Annotated in this window: 22 protein-coding genes; 21 read left to right on the top strand and 1 reads right to left on the bottom strand. The window is 67.9% G+C overall.

What is annotated here, in order from left to right:
- The first annotated feature begins 31 nt into the window (after positions 1–31).
- From K3888_RS00240 to rplQ, 20 genes are all read left to right on the top strand, one after another.
- Positions 32–1450, top strand: coding sequence for an alpha/beta hydrolase (locus K3888_RS00240; protein WP_230928225.1), 1419 nt, complete (start codon positions 32–34; stop codon positions 1448–1450).
- Positions 1451–1595: 145 nt separating this feature from the next.
- Complete coding sequence (rplN, locus tag K3888_RS00235; RefSeq protein WP_182631360.1) at positions 1596–1964, top strand: 50S ribosomal protein L14; 369 nt, start codon at positions 1596–1598, stop codon at positions 1962–1964.
- A gap of 1 nt (position 1965) precedes the next feature.
- Positions 1966–2280, top strand: a complete 315-nt coding sequence (gene rplX, locus K3888_RS00230; protein WP_007628110.1) for a 50S ribosomal protein L24 — start codon at positions 1966–1968, stop codon at positions 2278–2280.
- A gap of 2 nt (positions 2281–2282) precedes the next feature.
- Complete coding sequence (gene rplE, locus K3888_RS00225; protein ID WP_230928224.1) at positions 2283–2855, top strand: 50S ribosomal protein L5; 573 nt, start codon at positions 2283–2285, stop codon at positions 2853–2855.
- Positions 2856–3129: 274 nt separating this feature from the next.
- Positions 3130–3528, top strand: coding sequence for a 30S ribosomal protein S8 (gene rpsH / locus K3888_RS00220; protein ID WP_230928223.1), 399 nt, complete (start codon positions 3130–3132; stop codon positions 3526–3528).
- 11 nt (positions 3529–3539) lie between these two features.
- A complete protein-coding gene (rplF, locus tag K3888_RS00215; RefSeq protein ID WP_230928222.1) occupies positions 3540–4076 on the top strand; it encodes a 50S ribosomal protein L6 in 537 nt (178 codons plus the stop codon).
- A gap of 2 nt (positions 4077–4078) precedes the next feature.
- On the top strand, positions 4079–4474 hold the full coding sequence (gene rplR, locus K3888_RS00210) for a 50S ribosomal protein L18 (RefSeq protein WP_230928221.1): 396 nt from the start codon (positions 4079–4081) through the stop codon (positions 4472–4474).
- Between the two features lie 43 nt (positions 4475–4517).
- A complete protein-coding gene (gene rpsE / locus K3888_RS00205) occupies positions 4518–5174 on the top strand; it encodes a 30S ribosomal protein S5 (protein WP_230928220.1) in 657 nt (218 codons plus the stop codon).
- Positions 5171–5359 (top strand): 50S ribosomal protein L30, encoded by a 189-nt coding sequence (gene rpmD, locus K3888_RS00200; protein WP_230928649.1) that lies wholly within the window; start codon positions 5171–5173, stop codon positions 5357–5359. The genes rpsE and rpmD overlap by 4 nt, the downstream gene beginning before the upstream one ends.
- A 2-nt stretch (positions 5360–5361) precedes the next feature.
- The gene (gene rplO, locus K3888_RS00195; protein ID WP_230928219.1) at positions 5362–5808 is read left to right on the top strand and encodes a 50S ribosomal protein L15; all 447 of its coding nucleotides are present in this window, start codon (positions 5362–5364) and stop codon (positions 5806–5808) included.
- A gap of 199 nt (positions 5809–6007) precedes the next feature.
- A complete protein-coding gene (gene secY, locus K3888_RS00190; protein WP_230928218.1) occupies positions 6008–7330 on the top strand; it encodes a preprotein translocase subunit SecY in 1323 nt (440 codons plus the stop codon).
- Between the two features lie 50 nt (positions 7331–7380).
- A complete protein-coding gene (locus tag K3888_RS00185; RefSeq protein ID WP_230928217.1) occupies positions 7381–7926 on the top strand; it encodes an adenylate kinase in 546 nt (181 codons plus the stop codon).
- An 8-nt stretch (positions 7927–7934) separates the two neighbouring features.
- Positions 7935–8738: a type I methionyl aminopeptidase gene (gene map / locus K3888_RS00180; protein WP_230928216.1), complete on the top strand. Its 804-nt coding sequence runs from the start codon at positions 7935–7937 to the stop codon at positions 8736–8738.
- A gap of 103 nt (positions 8739–8841) precedes the next feature.
- Positions 8842–10125, top strand: coding sequence for a lipase family protein (locus K3888_RS00175; RefSeq protein ID WP_230928215.1), 1284 nt, complete (start codon positions 8842–8844; stop codon positions 10123–10125).
- Positions 10126–10246: 121 nt separating this feature from the next.
- Positions 10247–10468 (top strand): translation initiation factor IF-1, encoded by a 222-nt coding sequence (gene infA / locus K3888_RS00170; RefSeq protein WP_006554587.1) that lies wholly within the window; start codon positions 10247–10249, stop codon positions 10466–10468.
- A 167-nt stretch (positions 10469–10635) separates the two neighbouring features.
- Entirely contained in the window at positions 10636–11004 is a 369-nt protein-coding gene (rpsM, locus tag K3888_RS00165; protein ID WP_230928214.1) for a 30S ribosomal protein S13, read from the top strand.
- Positions 11004–11411: a 30S ribosomal protein S11 gene (rpsK, locus tag K3888_RS00160; RefSeq protein WP_230928213.1), complete on the top strand. Its 408-nt coding sequence runs from the start codon at positions 11004–11006 to the stop codon at positions 11409–11411. The genes rpsM and rpsK overlap by 1 nt, the downstream gene beginning before the upstream one ends.
- Positions 11412–11433: 22 nt before the next feature.
- The gene (gene rpsD, locus K3888_RS00155) at positions 11434–12039 is read left to right on the top strand and encodes a 30S ribosomal protein S4 (RefSeq protein WP_230928212.1); all 606 of its coding nucleotides are present in this window, start codon (positions 11434–11436) and stop codon (positions 12037–12039) included.
- 106 nt (positions 12040–12145) lie between these two features.
- Positions 12146–13180 carry a DNA-directed RNA polymerase subunit alpha gene (locus K3888_RS00150; protein WP_230928211.1) on the top strand — a complete coding sequence of 345 codons (1035 nt, stop codon included), beginning with the start codon at positions 12146–12148 and terminating at the stop codon, positions 13178–13180.
- Between the two features lie 35 nt (positions 13181–13215).
- Positions 13216–13800, top strand: a complete 585-nt coding sequence (rplQ, locus tag K3888_RS00145) for a 50S ribosomal protein L17 (protein ID WP_230928210.1) — start codon at positions 13216–13218, stop codon at positions 13798–13800.
- Between the two features lie 108 nt (positions 13801–13908).
- Here the strand turns inward: rplQ and K3888_RS00140 are convergent, their stop codons facing one another.
- A complete protein-coding gene (locus tag K3888_RS00140) occupies positions 13909–14967 on the bottom strand; it encodes an SGNH/GDSL hydrolase family protein (protein WP_230928209.1) in 1059 nt (352 codons plus the stop codon).
- 81 nt (positions 14968–15048) lie between these two features.
- On the opposite strand from K3888_RS00140, the gene truA reads away from it, so the two are divergent.
- Positions 15049–15942 (top strand): tRNA pseudouridine(38-40) synthase TruA, encoded by an 894-nt coding sequence (truA, locus tag K3888_RS00135; protein ID WP_230928208.1) that lies wholly within the window; start codon positions 15049–15051, stop codon positions 15940–15942.
- Positions 15943–15990: the final 48 nt, after the last annotated feature.

The following is a 15990-nucleotide window of genomic DNA, read 5'->3' as shown; positions in this document are numbered from 1 at the left end:
AAGGGCACCTCGTGTCAGACAGGAGCGACACATGAACACCCGGATCTTCTCGGGCCCCAGGCCTCCGCGTAATCGCGGTGGTCGGCGCCGGGCCTGTTCGGTCGCTGTCGCGGCGGCCGTGGCCACACTCGTCGTCACCGGTGCGCCGGCGGTGGGCGCCCAGGGTTCCGGGACGGGATCACTGGATCCGGAGTCGGTTGCTCCCAGTGTCGCCCCCGGCAGTCTGTTCGGCGTACCGTCGCTCAGCCTGGCCGCGGCTACCCAGCTCGGAGCGCCGATCCCGCTCACGGCTGTCCTCGGCTCCCTCGGGATGGTGGGGTCGTCGGACTTCGCGAGGCCGGGTAGTTCGAACGGTGCGCCGGCGGAACCCATAGCCAGGCGGGACCGGGACATCACGGCCACAACGGTCAGGTCGATCGAGCCACTGTTCCCGGGGTCGACAGACGAGGCGGACAGCCGCGCAGAGGTATGGACCGTCACGTCGGAATCGATGCAGCGCGAGGTGCGCGTCGAGGTCTACCGGGCTCCGGCCGGGGTCGACGCCCCTAACATGTACTTCCTCGACGGCGTGGGTAGTGAGTCGCCTTCGGGCTGGAGCGGGGGGATGGGATGGGGCGATCCCCAGCTGCGCCAGCGTGCGGTGAACGTGATCGCGCCGACGGGGGCGCCGTCCTCGATGTGGAGTGACTGGGAGGAAGACGACCCGGTCCTCGGCCCGAACAAGTGGGAGACGTTCCTGGTGGAGGAGCTGCCCGGGCTACTCTCCGCGGGCCTGGAGGGCACGGCGGAGCCCTTGGCGCACAACCGTGACTGGGGAGTCCTGGGTGTGTCGATGGGCGCGGCATCGGCCGTGCATCTCGCGAACACCAACGACATGTTCGGGGGAGTGGCCGGCGTCAGCGGCGCCTACTCCACGACGGACGCTCTCGGGTACCAGTACGCGCGGTTGACCGTGGCCGCGCGGGGCGGAGACGCGACCAACATGTGGGGCCCCCGGGGCGCGGAGCCGTGGCGTGAGCACGACACGATCGCGGACCCCGCCGGGCTGGCGGGCAAGTCCGTCTACCTCAGCGCCGCGACCGGCCGCGTCGGGTCGAGTGAACTCGGACGCTTCGGTAGCAACGAGATGGTCCTCCTCGACGGGCACGTGTTGGAGAAGGGATCGTTCGAGAGCACTCGTGCGCTGGAGTCGGCCCTCGCCTCCGTCCCCGATGTGCATCTGCAGATGAACTACATGCCGACCGGCATCCACAACTGGCCGGTGTTCGTCACCGAGATGCGCCCGGGCACCGATCACATCCTGAGCGGACTGGCGCCGGCGACGCCCAACGGGCGCACGACCACCGGGGCGGTGGGGGAGCGGGCGTCGGGCTCCCTCGGGTCGGCGAGCTCCAGCGGGTCGGCCGGCTCCGGTGGTGGCTCCGGGTCGCTCGGTTCGAGCGGGCGATGATCCGGATTTGGGCTGAGTAGCCCGCTCACCCTACACTGGAGCAGTTGCCCGACCTGCGTGCGTCCGCGCGTGCGGCCCGGGGGACATGACCGCGTGTGTCGGGTCGGTATCCGGCACACAGAGAACAGACCTGGTCAGGAGAACCATGATCCAGCAGGAGTCGCGACTGAAGGTCGCCGACAACACGGGTGCCAAGGAGATTCTGTGCATCCGCGTTCTCGGTGGATCCAAGCGTCGCTACGCGGGCGTCGGTGACATCATCGTCGCCAGCGTCAAGGACGCCATCCCCGGTGGCAACGTCAAGAAGGGCGAGATCGTCAAGGCGGTCATCGTGCGCACCGCCAAGGAGCGCCGTCGTCCGGACGGTTCGTACATCAAGTTCGATGAGAACGCCGCCGTCATCATCAAGAACGACAACGATCCGCGCGGAACGCGCATCTTCGGGCCCGTCGGCCGCGAGCTGCGCGACAAGAAGTTCATGCGCATCGTCTCGCTGGCTCCGGAGGTGCTCTGACATGAAGGTCCACAAGGGCGACACGGTGCTCGTCATCTCGGGCAAGGACAAGGGCGCCAAGGGCAAGGTCATCCAGGCCTTCCCGGCGCAGGAGAAGGTCCTCGTCGAGGGCGTCAACCGCATCAAGAAGCACACCTCCAACTCGGCAGCCGAGCGTGGCGCCTCCTCCGGTGGCATCGTCACCCAGGAGGCCCCGATCCACGTGTCGAACGTGATGGTCGTGGACGCTGACGGCACCCCGACCCGGGTCGGAATCCGCACCGACGAGAACGGCAAGCGTGTCCGTGTCTCGCGCAAGACCGGGAAGGACCTGTGACCATGACTGATACCGCTCTTCCCACTGGTTACACCCCGCGCCTCAAGGCCAAGTACCGCAGCGAGATCAAGCCGGCGCTGAACGAGACGTTCGAGTACGAGAACGTCATGCAGATCCCCGGCGTCGTCAAGGTCGTCGTGAACATGGGTGTCGGTGACGCAGCTCGCGACGCCAAGCTCATCAACGGTGCGATCAACGACCTCACCCTGATCACCGGTCAGAAGCCGGAGGTCCGTCGGGCCCGCAAGTCGATCGCGCAGTTCAAGCTGCGTGAGGGCATGCCGATCGGTGCCCGCGTCACCCTCCGTGGTGATCGCATGTGGGAGTTCCTGGATCGCCTGACGACCGTTGCGCTCCCCCGCATCCGAGACTTCCGTGGTCTGTCGGGCAAGCAGTTCGACGGCCACGGCAACTACACGTTCGGCCTCAACGAGCAGAGCATGTTCTACGAGATCGACGTGGACAAGATCGACCGCCCCCGCGGCATGGACATCACGGTCGTCACCACGGCGACCAACAACGAAGAGGGCCGGGCGCTGCTCAAGCAGCTCGGCTTCCCCTTCAAGGAGGACTGACCTCCTCGCGGCCGGACCGGCCGTCCCCGCCGGGGCTCCGCGCCATGCGCTGGCCCCGGCGGCGGGCAGACGGCCCAGTCGTCAGGTCGTCCACGGTGAGAAGAGCACCGGGGGCGGCGGGACACCCGGCACGCCCCACGGGGACCCCGGATCCCACACAAGAGAACATTCGCACTCTTCGTGATAGGCCCACGACGTCAGCTGCCCGGCCCACAGGCCGCCGCACACGACGTGTTGCATGGGAACCGTTACGAGAAAGGAACATGGTCCATCCATGTCGATGACCGATCCCATCGCGGACATGCTGACGCGTGTGCGTAACGCCAATTCGGCGTTCCACGAAACCGTGTCGATGCCGCATTCCAAGCTCAAGGGCAACATCGCGGCGATCCTCAAGCAGGAGGGCTACATCGCCGACTACGCCGTTGCCGACGCCGAGGTGGGCAAGAAGCTCACCATCGACCTCAAGTACGGCCCGTCGCGCCAGCGGAGCATCCAGGGCATCAAGCGCATCTCCAAGCCGGGTCTGCGTGTGTATGCCAAGTCGACCGAGCTGCCCAAGGTCCTCGGTGGCCTGGGTGTCGCGATCATCTCGACCTCCCAGGGGCTCCTCACCGACCGTCAGGCGAACAACAAGAAGGTGGGCGGGGAAGTCCTCGCCTACGTCTGGTAAGGGGGCGAGAAATGTCACGTATCGGCAAGGCTCCGATCAACGTCCCGTCCGGTGTCGACATCAAGGTCGACGGCCAGACCGTCACGGTCAAGGGCCCCAAGGGTGAGCTCACCCAGGTGCTGCCCGACCCCATCTCGGTGACGATCGAGGAGGGCACCCTCACGGTGAACCGTCCCGATGACCACCGCGACAACCGCTCTCTGCACGGTCTCTCGCGCTCGCTGATCAACAACATGGTCGTCGGCGTCACCGAGGGCTACAAGCAGGACATGGAGATCTTCGGCGTCGGTTACCGCGTCGTGGCCAAGGGCAAGGACCTCGAGTTCGCGCTCGGCTACTCGCACCCGGTGCCGGTCACCGCTCCCGACGGCATCGCGTTCGCCGTGGACGGTGCGACCAAGTTCTCGATCTCCGGTATCGACAAGCAGCAGGTGGGCCAGATCGCCGCCAACATCAAGCGACTGCGGAAGCACGACCCGTACAAGGGTAAGGGCATCCGCTACGCGGGCGAGCAGGTCCGTCGCAAGGTCGGAAAGACGGGTAAGTGATCATGAGCAGCACCAAGAAGCGTTCCCCGCTGGGTACCGATGCCTCGACCGCACGTCGGGAGAGCCGCGCCCGGCGCCATTACCGCCTCCGCAAGAAGGTCTCCGGTACGCCGGAGCGTCCGCGGTTGGTCGTGAACCGGTCCTCGCGCCACATGCACGCCCAGATCGTCGACGACCTGGCCGGCCGTACGCTGGCCGCCGCGTCGACCATCGAGGCCGATGTGCGGGCACTCGAGGGCGACAAGAAGGCCCGCAGCGCGAAGGTCGGCCAGCTCCTGGCCGAGCGTGCGAAGGCCGCCGGCATCGACGCAGTCGTGTTCGACCGTGGTGGCAACCGGTACCACGGCCGGATCGCGTCGCTCGCCGACGCCGCCCGCGAGGGTGGGCTGGAGTTCTGATGATCAACACCACTGCACTGACCGCTAATGGAAGGACCGTCTGATGCCGGGACGTCAGCGTCGTGACGGCGGAAGCAACGGGCCCGCCGCAGACAACAAGAACACCAACGACAACGCCCAGGGCCGCGGCAACGACCGTGGCCGTGGTCGGGGCCGCGACGACCGTCGGGGTCGCGACGAGGAGAAGTCGCAGTACATCGAGCGCGTCGTCACCATCAACCGCGTCTCCAAGGTCGTGAAGGGTGGCCGTCGCTTCAGCTTCACCGCCCTCGTGATCCTCGGTGACGGTAACGGCATGGTCGGCGTCGGCTACGGCAAGGCCAAGGAGGTGCCGGCGGCCATCCAGAAGGGTGCCGAGGAGGCCCGGAAGAACTTCTTCCGCGTTCCGCTCATCGGCTCCACCATCCCCCACCCGATCCAGGGTGAGGAGGCCGCCGGTGTCGTCATGCTCCGTCCGGCTTCGCCCGGTACCGGTGTCATCGCCGGCGGCGCCGCCCGCGCCGTGCTGGAGTGCGCCGGCGTCAACGACATCCTGTGCAAGTCGCTGGGGTCGGACAACGCGATCAACGTCGTGCACGCCACCGTGGCCGCGCTCAAGGGCCTGCATCGTCCGGAGGAGGTCGCGGCTCGTCGTGGGCTGCCGATCGAGGACGTCGCTCCCGCGGGCATGCTCCGCGCCCGTGCCGGACAGGGGGCCTGATCGTGGCTAACCTCAAGATCACCCAGGTCCGCGGGACCATCGGGTCCAAGAAGAACCAGCGGGACTCCCTGCGTACGCTCGGCCTCAAGGGCATCCGGAAGTCGGTCGTGCGTGAGGACAACGCGCAGACCCGGGGTCTCATCAACGTCGTGAACCACCTCGTCGTGGTCGAAGAGACGGAGTGAGCATGAGCATCAAGTTGCACCACCTGCGCCCGGCGCCCGGTGCCCACACCGAGAAGACCCGCGTCGGTCGTGGTGAGGGTTCGAAGGGCAAGACCGCCGGTCGCGGCACCAAGGGCACCAAGGCCCGTAAGAACGTCCCCGCCGGGTTCGAGGGCGGCCAGATGCCGATCCAGATGCGTCTCCCGAAGCTCAAGGGCTTCAAGAACCGCAACAAGGTCGTCTTCCAGGTCGTCAATGTCTCGGACATCCAGCGGCTGTTCCCGAACGGCGGACAGGTCGGCGTCGCCGAGCTCGTCGCCGCGGGTGCCGTTCGCAAGAACGAGCCGGTCAAGGTGCTCGGTGACGGGGAGATCTCCGTCGCTGTCACCGTGGCCGTCGACAAGGTTTCCGCGTCGGCCAAGAGCAAGATCGAGGCTGCCGGCGGAAGCGTGTCGGAGGCCGGGGCCTGATTCCCCGACCGGCCCTCACGGGGGCCGACGACGGGTGCAGGGGCCGTGTCCGAGACTCTCGGATCCGGCCCCTGCGTTCGTCTTGATAGAGTTTTCCCGTTGTGCGTTCCGGGGCCGACCGATCGGTCTCACCGTCCGTTCCCGGCGCATCTGATCTCGACGACAGGCGGCCGCGAGCCGTCAATGACCAGGAGGACATGTGCTCTCCGCACTCGCGTCCGCGATCAAGGACAGTGACCTGAGGAAGAAGATCTTCTTCACGCTCGGGATCATCATCCTGTACCGGATCGGCGCACAGATCCCGTCGCCCGGCGTCGACTATCCCAAGCTCCGCGGGTTGCTCGACACGGCGATGACCGGAGACAACGCGCAGTTGTACTCCCTGGTCAATCTCTTCTCGGGTGGCGCACTCCTGCAGCTGTCGGTCTTCGCGATCGGGATCATGCCGTACATCACGGCCAGCATCATCGTGCAGCTGCTCACCGTGGTCATCCCGCACTTCGAGCAGCTGAAGAAGGAGGGCCAGTCGGGCCAGGCCAAGATGACGCAGTACACGCGTTATCTCACCATCGCCCTGGCCGTCCTCCAGTCCGCCGGCATCGTCGCGCTCGCCGACCGTGGTCAGCTCCTCGGCAACGGCCAGTCGGTCCTGATGGACAACGACATCCTCACGCTGATCACCATCGTGCTCGTCATGACCGGCGGCGCCGCCCTCGTCATGTGGTTCGGCGAGCTCATCACCGACCGTGGCGTCGGTAACGGCATGTCCCTGCTCATCTTCGCCGGAATCGCCTCCCGCATCCCGGCGGAGGGTGTGAACATCTACCAGAACTCGTCGACGCTGAAGTTCGCCGCGGTGATGTTCGCCGTGGTGCTGATCGTCGTCGCCGTCGTCTTCGTCGAGCAGGGTCAGCGTCGGATCCCGGTCCAGTACGCCAAGCGTATGGTCGGACGTCGCCAGTACGGCGGCACGTCCACCTACCTGCCGCTCAAGGTCAACCAGGCCGGTGTCATCCCGGTCATCTTCGCGTCCTCGCTGATGTACGTGCCGATCCTCATCACGCAGCTGATCTCCGGTCCCGACGGCACGGGTGACGGGTTCTGGCAGCGCTACGTCATGCAGTACCTGCAGAACCCCTCGAGCGTGGGCTACATCCTCCTGTACTTCGTCCTGATCATCTTCTTCTCGTACTTCTACGTCGCCATCCAGTTCGATCCGATGGAGCAGGCCGAGAACATGAAGAAGTACGGCGGCTTCATCCCGGGCATCCGTCCCGGTCGACCGACCGCCGAGTACCTGGGCTACGTCCTCAACCGCATTCTTCTGTTCGGCTCCCTGTACCTCGGTCTCATCGCGGTGCTCCCGAACATCTTCCTGGACATGGGCAGCGGGGGTGGAGATCTCCAGAACATGCCGTTCGGCGGTACCGCGGTGCTCATCATGGTCTCCGTGGGCCTCGACACCGTGAAGCAGATCGAGGCGCAGCTGATGCAGCGCAACTACGAGGGTTTCCTCAAGTAGCCGCTCAGGATCACGAGCAACACAACACCGTAGAAAGGCTGGTCACCACCATGCGTCTCGTCCTCCTCGGCCCTCCCGGAGCCGGCAAGGGAACCCAGGCGGCCCTGCTCTCCGAGAAGCTCGGCGTGCCCCACATCTCGACCGGCGACCTGTTCCGCGCGAACATCTCGCAGGGCACCGATCTGGGCAAGGAGGCGAAGTCGTACATCGACGCGGGCAACCTCGTCCCCGCCGAGGTCACCAACCGCATGGTCGAGGCGCGGATCGCCGAGCCCGATGCCACCGAGGGCTTTCTCCTCGACGGCTACCCGCGCAGCGTGGAGCAGGCGGATGCGCTCAAGGTCATGCTCGCCGACTCGGGCAACTCGCTCGACGGTGTGCTCGAGTTCCGCGTGGACGAGGACACGGTCGTCGCACGGATGCTGGCCCGCGGCCGCGAGGACGACACGGAGGACGTCATCCGAAACCGGATGTCGGTCTACCAGTCGGAGACCGCACCTCTGCTGGAGTACTACGCGGGGCAGGTGTCGACCATCGACGCCGTCGGTGAGGTCGAGGAGATCAACTCCCGCGCACTCGCCGCTCTCGGACGCTGACGACCGCCGTGTTCGGTAGATCCCGCAAGGGGGCGGTCACCGCCCGCACCCCGGGTGAACTCGATGCCATGGAGGCGGCCGGCCGGATCGTAGGCCGCGCCCTGGTGGCGGCCCGGGAGGCCGCTGTCCCCGGGACGACCACCGCTGATCTCGACGCGATCGTCGAGCAGCTGATCCGGGATGCCGGTGCGGTCCCGTCCTTCAAGGGATACGAGGGGTTCCCGGGATCGGTCTGTTCCTCGGTGAACGAGGTCGTGGTCCACGGCATCCCCGGTCCGTCCACGGTGCTGGCCGAGGGCGACCTGGTGTCCATCGACTGTGGAGCGATCCTCGACGGCTGGCACGGCGATTCCGCCTGGTCCTTCGGCGTCGGAGCGCTCGAGCCCGGGGTGCAGGCGCTGAATCACGCGACCCGCGAGGTCCTTGCCGAGGGCATGCTCGCCATGCTGCCGGATAACCGGCTCACGGATGTCTCGCATGCCCTGGAGGTCGCGACCCGCCGCGCCGAGGAGCGACACGGCGTATCGCTCGGCATCGTGGACGGCTACGGGGGACACGGAATCGGCCGCGAGATGCATGAATGGCCGTTCCTCGCGAACGAGGGCAAGCCCGGTCGGGGGCCGAGGCTCCAGGTGGGCTCGGTCCTGGCGATCGAGCCGATGCTCGTCCTCGGCGGAGAAACGGACACCAGGACCCTGTCCGATGACTGGACCGTGGTGACCGTGGACGGGGCGCCGGCCGCGCACTGGGAGCACACCATCGCCGTGACCGCCGACGGACCCCGGATTCTCACGCCGCGGCCCCGGGAGTGACCGGCGACTCGGTGCGACACCCGAGAACGATTTCTTATACCTAGTCTGCTCCGCATATCGTGTGTTCGACGCGAACATCAGGCCATCCTCGAAAGGTGTCGGCATGCTCTCTCGCCCTCAGGCTGGTCGTCGGGCCCCCTCACTGACGGGGGCGAGGGTCGGTGTCCTCATCGTTGTGGCGCTGATCGCCGGGCAGCTCACTCACGCGGTCGCGCCGTCGGCGGCGGCGCAATCCGTAGCGGACGACGCCGGCGGTTCGCTCATGGCGCAGCCGGGGCCGGGCCCCTTCTACGAGGCGGATCCGCAGGTCCTGTCTGACGCCAGACCAGGCCAGGTCATCAACTCACGTGGCGCCGCGATGCCGGCCTTTGCGGGCTACGGCATCACCGAGATCGCCTACCGGTCGACCGACACCGCGGATCGCCCGATCCTGGCCACCGCGACGGTGGTGCGTCCGCATCACGCGCGTCCCAACGGTCCCGTGCTGAGCTACCAGCACTACCTCAACGCGCTCGGGCAGGGATGCGCGCCGACCGAGACGCTGGTCAATCCGACGGTCGAGACCGTCCAGGACAACGCGATGGCCTTCCTGCGTTTCCAACTGGATCGCGGCTGGACGGTCATCATCCCCGACCACCTCGGTCCGAAGGTCGCGTATCCCGGTGGCCGTCTGTCGGCGAGGATCGTCCTCGACGGGATGAGGGCGGTGCGGGATGATCCGCGATTCGACTCCCGGGAGAGTCGGTTCGGAGCGCTCGGTTACTCGGGCGGGGGCGTCGCGAGCGCCTGGGTGTCGCTCCTGCACGACGAGTACGCGCCCGACGTCAATCTGGTTGGTGTGGCCCAGGGCGGCGTCCCGACGGACATGACCACGATGGCCCGCATGATCGGCAACGACCCGCATCCCGCATTCGGTCTGGCCTTCGCCGCCGCCGTGGGTATGGCGCGCGAGTACCCGGAGGAGATCCGCCTCGAGGAGAAGCTCACGCCGGAGGGCTGGGGGCTCTACAACCAGGTCCGCGACAGGTGCACCGCCACGCTGCTGACCCGTGGGGCCTTCAAGTCTGTGCCGATGGTGCTGAACGGGGGGAACCTCATGGCGGAGGAGGGCCTGATGCGCGCGCTCGCGGACAACAGCATTCGCCTGAGTCCTGATGTCCCCCGGGTGCCGGTCTTCATGTGGCACTCGGGCACCGATCCGCTGGTGCCGTTCTGGGACGCGGAGGAGACCGCGAAGCGGTACTGCCGTGCGGGAGCGCCGGTCACGTGGGAGCCCGGGTTCGCTCCCGAGCACCTTCTCGGGGCGGTCGAGAAGCTGCCGGCGGCACTGGGGTGGTTGCAGCAGCGGTTCGACGGTGTGCCTGCGGGATCCGCCTGCTACCACTGAGCGGTTCCCGCGCGATTGGCGCAGCGGGGTCCACTGACGTAGGCTTATACGTCGGTGTGCCCACCAGTGCACCACAATCCGGTAGACGTCACCCGGGGAATCGTGGAGGACCGTAACCAGCATGGCAAAGAAAGACGGAGCCATCGAGGTCGAGGGCCGTGTCATCGAGCCGTTGCCGAACGCTATGTTCCGCATCGAGCTCGAGAACGGGCATAAGGTCCTCGCCCACATCAGCGGGAAGATGCGGCAGCACTACATCCGCATCCTTCCGGAGGATCGCGTCGTCGTGGAGCTCTCGCCCTACGACCTGACGCGTGGCCGGATCGTCTACCGCTACAAGTAAGACGCTCAACTCCCTGAACCAGCCGCCGTGCCCTTGGTGGGTACGGCGGGTTCACACCCTCGGTTGCGGAGGCCGGGGCCCCGAACGGATCGCTCATCGTGAGATGACCATCCGGGCAGGGGGCGGTCGGGGAGCAGACCTACCGCACGACGAAAGAGATACGCCACATGGCACGCCTTGCCGGCGTCGATCTCCCTCGCGACAAGCGCATGGAGATCGCGCTCACCTACATTTTCGGCATCGGTCGGACCCGGTCGCTCGAGATCCTGGAGCGTACGGGCATCGACCCGAACCAGCGCACCAAGGATCTCACCGATGAGCAGTTGACCGTCCTTCGTGACGACATCGAGGGTAACTACAAGGTGGAGGGTGACCTCCGCCGCGAGATCCAGGGCGACATCCGCCGGAAGATCGAGATCGGTAGCTACCAGGGCCTGCGCCACCGTCGTGGCCTGCCCGTCCGTGGTCAGCGCACCAAGACCAACGCCCGTACCCGTAAGGGTCCGAAGAAGACCGTCGCCGGAAAGAAGAAGTAATGCCCCCCAAGTCACGCGCTGTGGGCCCCAAGAAGACGGGCCGTCGCAAGGATAAGAAGAATGTGCCCCTGGGCCAGGCCCACATCAAGAGCACGTTCAACAACACGATCGTCTCGATCACCGACCCGTCCGGTGGCGTCCTTGCATGGGCGTCCTCCGGTCATGTCGGCTTCAAGGGCTCGCGCAAGTCGACGCCCTTCGCCGCCCAGCTCGCCGCCGAGAACGCGGCCCGCAAGGCGCAGGAGCACGGCGTCAAGAAGGTCGACGTGTTCGTCAAGGGCCCCGGCTCGGGCCGTGAGACCGCGATCCGCTCGCTGCAGGCCGCCGGCCTCGAGGTGGGCACGATCTCTGATGTCACCCCCCAGCCCCACAACGGCTGCCGTCCGCCCAAGCGGCGTCGAGTCTGAGCCGGAAGGAACGTAGAAAACAATGGCACGTTACACCGGCCCAGCCACCCGCAAGTCGCGTCGTCTCGGCGTCGACCTCGTGGGTGGGGACACCGCATTCGAGCGTCGGCCCTTCCCGCCCGGCCACCACGGCCGTGCGCGGATCAAGGAGTCCGAGTACCGCCTCCAGCTGCAGGAGAAGCAGAAGGCCCGCTTCACCTACGGCGTCATGGAGAAGCAGTTCCGTCGTTACTACGAGGAGGCGAACCGTCGCGCCGGCAAGACCGGTGAGAACCTCCTCCAGATTCTCGAGTCGCGACTGGACAACGTCGTGTACCGCGCGGGTCTCGCGCAGACGCGTCGTCAGGCACGTCAGCTCGTGAGCCACGGGCACCTGCTGGTCAACGACCAGAAGGTGACCATCCCGAGCTACCGCGTCTCGCAGTACGACATCATCGACGTTCGTCCCAAGTCCACCAAGATGGACTGGTTCGAGATCGCCCAGGAGACCCTCGGCGAGCGTCCCGTCCCGGCGTGGCTGCAGGTGGTTCCGACGAACCTCCGCATCCTCGTCCACCAGCTCCCCGAGCGCGCCCAGATCGAGGTGCCGCTCCAGGAGCAGTTGATCGTCGAGCTCTACTCGAAGTGATCTGTCCTCCACCGTCGCCGGGCGGGCCGCATAACGCAGCCCGCCCGGCGACGGTGGGTTCCCACGGCGTCAAATAGCGGGCGCCGAGAATCGAAAGAGGTAGCACATGCTCATCTCCCAGCGGCCCACCCTGACCGAAGAGGTCATCTCCGAGAACCGGTCGCGCTTTGTGCTCGAGCCTCTCGAGCCGGGCTTCGGCTACACCATCGGCAACTCGCTGCGTCGCACGCTGCTGTCGTCCATCCCGGGCGCGGCCGTCACCAGCATCCGCATCGAGGGTGTCCTGCACGAGTTCACCACCGTGCCGGGCGTGAAGGAGGATGTCACCGACATCATCCTGAACCTCAAGGGCCTGGTCGTCTCGTCCGTCGAGGACGAGCCGGTCACGATGTACCTCAAGAAGCAGGGCCCGGGCGTCGTCACCGCTGGTGACATCGTTCCCCCCGCCGGCGTCGAGGTGCACAACCCGGACCTGCACATCGCCACTCTCAACGAGAAGGGGCGTCTGGAGATCGAGCTCGTCGTCGAGCGGGGTCGTGGTTACGTCCCCGCCGGGCTGAACAAGGACGCGGGTCACGAGATCGGCCGTATCCCGGTCGACTCGATCTACTCGCCGGTCCTGAAGGTGACCTACAAGGTCGAGGCCACCCGTGTGCACCAGCGCACGGACTTCGACCGTCTGGTCCTGGACGTCGAGACCAAGAACTCGATGACCGCCCGTGACGCCCTGGCGTCCGCCGGTAAGACCCTCGTGGAGCTGTTCGGGCTGGCCCGTGAGCTCAACGAGGAGGCGGAAGGCATCGAGATCGGGCCCAGCCCGGCAGAGGCCGATCACATCGCCGCGTACGGCATGCCCATCGATGACCTGGACCTGTCGGTTCGGTCCTACAACTGCCTCAAGCGTGAGGGCGTCCACACCGTGGGCGAGCTCGTCGCGCGCAGCGAGTCGGATCTGCTCGACATCCGCAACTTCGGTCAGAAGTCGATCGACGAGGTCAAGGTCAAGCTCGTCGAGCTCGGCCTCTCGCTCAAGGACGCGCCTCCCGGATTCGATCCCGCCTCGGTTGCCGGCTACGACGCCGAGACCGGGACCTGGACCGACGAGGGCGGCGAGGATTACGCCGAGACCGAGCAGCTCTGACGAGCGCTCGGCACACAAATTCCTAGGAGAATCTGATGCCCAAGCCCAAGAAGGGCGCCCGCCTCGGCGGATCCGCCGCCCACCAGCGGCTCATCCTCTCGAACCTGGCCACCCAGCTGTTCGAGCATGATGCCATCCGCACCACCGAGACCAAGGCGAAGCTGCTGCGTCCCTACGCGGAGAAGCTGATCACCAAGGCTCGCCGTGGCACGCTGGCCGACCGCCGCGAGGCGGCCAAGGTCATCCGCGACAAGGACGTGCTGCACAAGCTGTTCGCCGAGATCGGCCCCCGGGTCGAGAACCGCGACGGTGGCTACACCCGGATCATCAAGCTCGAGAACCGCAAGGGCGACAACGCGCCCATGGCGATGATCGCGCTCGTGACCGAGGAGCTCGCCTCCTCCGAGGCCTCGCGCGCCACCCGCGCCGAAGCCTCGAAGAAGGCAGCCGGGAAGCCGGCCGAGGAGTCCACCGACGACGTGGCCGCCGAGGCAGAGGCCAACAGCCCGGTCGCCGACCAGGTGGAGGCCGCTGACGAGGCCGAGGTCGAGACCGCCGTCGAGACCGCGGAGGCCGTGTCCGAGGACACGACCCACGCCGACGACGCCGACAAGGCCTGATCGACCCACGATCACAGACGCAGGCCCCGTCTCCGCATCCCGCGGAGACGGGGCCCTCGTCGTCTTTCCGGGCTGGTCACGTCCCCGGGTCTGCTCAGGATCTGGCGGTCACAGCACCGCGGTCACCGCGTCCGCCATGGCGGCCTGTCCCTCGGCGGTCGGATGCATCGGGTGGGAGCCCGTCCCTGCGCCGGTGAAGTCCGTGTACCGCTCGCCGGCCGGGGCGCACGCGTGATGATCCGCGGCGTCGACGGGCATGACCGGTTCCGCGCGGGCCCGCTCGGCGGCGTCCGCGACGAGGAGGTTGATCCGCTCGGTCACCTGCCGGGTCCACGTCACGTCGCCGGGGGCCATGGCGGACACGAACCCACAGCCGCCGTGCGCCGGTACGAGTGGCATGTAGCCGGTGGTGACGACCCGCGCTTCGGGAGTGAGCTCATCGATGCGTGCGTACACCGCGTCGAGCGCGTCGGGCAAGGCGCCGAGCGCGTCCTCGACGAGCGCCTCCAGCCGGTCGCGGCAGGGGGCGCCTGTGTCGGCGCGAGTGTTCGTCACGCACCCGGCGATGTCACCGAAGCCGATGTCGTTGCCGCCGATCGAGAGTGTGACCAGGTCTGTGTCGGCCGTCAGCGCTGCGAACTGGGCCGGAATGTCCGGTCGCTGCGCGCCGATCATGTCGCGGGACCGGGCTCCGCCGCACGTCGCGTCGACGAACTCGACGGCGGCGGGCCCGCCGGGGCGTGCGCTGGCGACATCGCCTGATGGGGCGCCGCCGAGGCGGTCGGCGACCAGCGCAGGGTAGTTGCGGGTCGACCGGTAGCACCGCGACGGCCCGGTGGTGGGCGCGTCGACGGGGCCGAACGCGGCGAAGGAGTCGCCCAGCGCGACGTACCGGGAGTACGCGGGCGCGGCGCCGGGACCAGAGCCGGTCGCGGATCCGGAGCCGGACCGCGCCCCTGCGCCGGTGCCGTCCTCGACAGCCGTGGTGCTGCCGTAGGTCGTGGGGTCGGCGGCGGCGTTGTCGTCGTCGGCGGTGCAGGCCCCCAAGGCCAGGGCGGCCGCCGCTCCCGCGGCGAGAAGCGCGGCGCGGGGCGTCGTTCGTGGGGCCGAGCGCGGCGCCGGGCGGCGCGACGCGTGATCAGGGGAGGACGAGGACGACGACGACATCTGCCCATCCTGCCGCAGGCGGCGCCGACCGGGCCGGGCGCGTGGCGTCAGTGCGCGGGCGTGGTCTAGCGTCTGTAGTCCGTGAGCACCCGCCGGATCCGCCTCGACGTCGCCTACGACGGCACAGATTTCTCCGGGTGGGCCCGCCAACCCGGCCTGCGCACCGTGTGTGGGACCCTCGAAGCCGAACTCGCAAAGGTCCTGCGGGAGCCGGTGACGGTGACCGTCGCCGGCCGGACCGACGCCGGCGTCCACGCGCGCGCCCAGGTCTGCCACCTCGACGTGGACCCCGCCTGGCTCGACCAGCGCTCCCTCGAGGGACGCCCCGAGCTGCTGGTACGGCGGTTGGCGCGGCTGCTGCCGGACGACGTCGTGGTGATGGGCGCCCGCTGGGCCCCCGCCGAGTTCGACGCCCGCTTCTCCGCCCTGCGCCGCCATTACGAGTACCGGCTCACCACCGCGCCGTGGGGCGCCGAGCCGACCCGCGCCCGCGACACCGCGGCCTGGCAGCGGCAGGCGGATCTCGACCTGGTGCGAAAGGCCTCCGAGCGACTACTGGGCCTGCACGATTTCGCGGCGTTCTGTCGGCGCCGTGAGGGCGCCACGACGGTGCGCGAGCTGCAGCGGTTCGACTGGCGCGTGGAGCCGGACCCGCGGGGACCGGATGCCCCCGGGGCCGCCGAAGTGTGGACGGCGAGCGTGAGTGCTGACGCGTTCTGCTGGTCGATGGTGCGCAGTCTGGTGGGCGGCGTGATGGCCGTGGGGGAGGGGCGGCGCAGCCTCGACTGGATCACCGGTCTGTTGTCGGAGACGGAGCGGTCGTCGGCGGTGCCGGTGGCGCCCGCGCGCGGGCTGGCGCTGGTACGTGTCGACTATCCCGACGACGACGAGCTCGCCGCCCGCAATCTCGTCACCCGCGAGGTGCGGCAGGCTCCGGGGACGCCGGGACCGGCCGCCGGTTCCTGTTGCGGGTAGGAGCCACGGTCCGTGCGGTTCACCCGTCCGCGGCGCCCGCCCGGTCCG

This window comes from Dietzia aurantiaca (assembly GCF_021033825.1).
GTDB lineage: Bacteria > Actinomycetota > Actinomycetes > Mycobacteriales > Mycobacteriaceae > Dietzia > Dietzia aurantiaca.
Note: the sequence above shows the minus strand (reverse complement) of the source record. Positions and strands in the feature narration are given on the sequence as shown.

Excerpts from the sequence above, each read along its gene's own strand:
- K3888_RS00150 (WP_230928211.1), top strand. The coding sequence starts at position 12,146 with ATGCTCATCTCCCAGCGGCCCACCCTGACCGAAGAGGTCATCTCCGAG.
- rpsE (WP_230928220.1), top strand. The coding sequence starts at position 4,518 with ATGCCGGGACGTCAGCGTCGTGACGGCGGAAGCAACGGGCCCGCCGCA.
- K3888_RS00240 (WP_230928225.1), top strand. The coding sequence starts at position 32 with ATGAACACCCGGATCTTCTCGGGCCCCAGGCCTCCGCGTAATCGCGGT.
- K3888_RS00140 (WP_230928209.1), bottom strand. The coding sequence starts at position 14,967 with ATGTCGTCGTCGTCCTCGTCCTCCCCTGATCACGCGTCGCGCCGCCCG.
- rpsH (WP_230928223.1), top strand. The coding sequence starts at position 3,130 with ATGTCGATGACCGATCCCATCGCGGACATGCTGACGCGTGTGCGTAAC.
- rplR (WP_230928221.1), top strand. The coding sequence starts at position 4,079 with ATGAGCAGCACCAAGAAGCGTTCCCCGCTGGGTACCGATGCCTCGACC.
- rplQ (WP_230928210.1), top strand. The coding sequence starts at position 13,216 with ATGCCCAAGCCCAAGAAGGGCGCCCGCCTCGGCGGATCCGCCGCCCAC.
- K3888_RS00185 (WP_230928217.1), top strand. The coding sequence starts at position 7,381 with ATGCGTCTCGTCCTCCTCGGCCCTCCCGGAGCCGGCAAGGGAACCCAG.
- rpsK (WP_230928213.1), top strand. The coding sequence starts at position 11,004 with ATGCCCCCCAAGTCACGCGCTGTGGGCCCCAAGAAGACGGGCCGTCGC.
- rplF (WP_230928222.1), top strand. The coding sequence starts at position 3,540 with ATGTCACGTATCGGCAAGGCTCCGATCAACGTCCCGTCCGGTGTCGAC.
- rplX (WP_007628110.1), top strand. The coding sequence starts at position 1,966 with ATGAAGGTCCACAAGGGCGACACGGTGCTCGTCATCTCGGGCAAGGAC.
- K3888_RS00175 (WP_230928215.1), top strand. The coding sequence starts at position 8,842 with ATGCTCTCTCGCCCTCAGGCTGGTCGTCGGGCCCCCTCACTGACGGGG.
- rplE (WP_230928224.1), top strand. The coding sequence starts at position 2,283 with ATGACTGATACCGCTCTTCCCACTGGTTACACCCCGCGCCTCAAGGCC.
- rpsM (WP_230928214.1), top strand. The coding sequence starts at position 10,636 with ATGGCACGCCTTGCCGGCGTCGATCTCCCTCGCGACAAGCGCATGGAG.
- rpsD (WP_230928212.1), top strand. The coding sequence starts at position 11,434 with ATGGCACGTTACACCGGCCCAGCCACCCGCAAGTCGCGTCGTCTCGGC.
- infA (WP_006554587.1), top strand. The coding sequence starts at position 10,247 with ATGGCAAAGAAAGACGGAGCCATCGAGGTCGAGGGCCGTGTCATCGAG.
- rplO (WP_230928219.1), top strand. The coding sequence starts at position 5,362 with ATGAGCATCAAGTTGCACCACCTGCGCCCGGCGCCCGGTGCCCACACC.
- rplN (WP_182631360.1), top strand. The coding sequence starts at position 1,596 with ATGATCCAGCAGGAGTCGCGACTGAAGGTCGCCGACAACACGGGTGCC.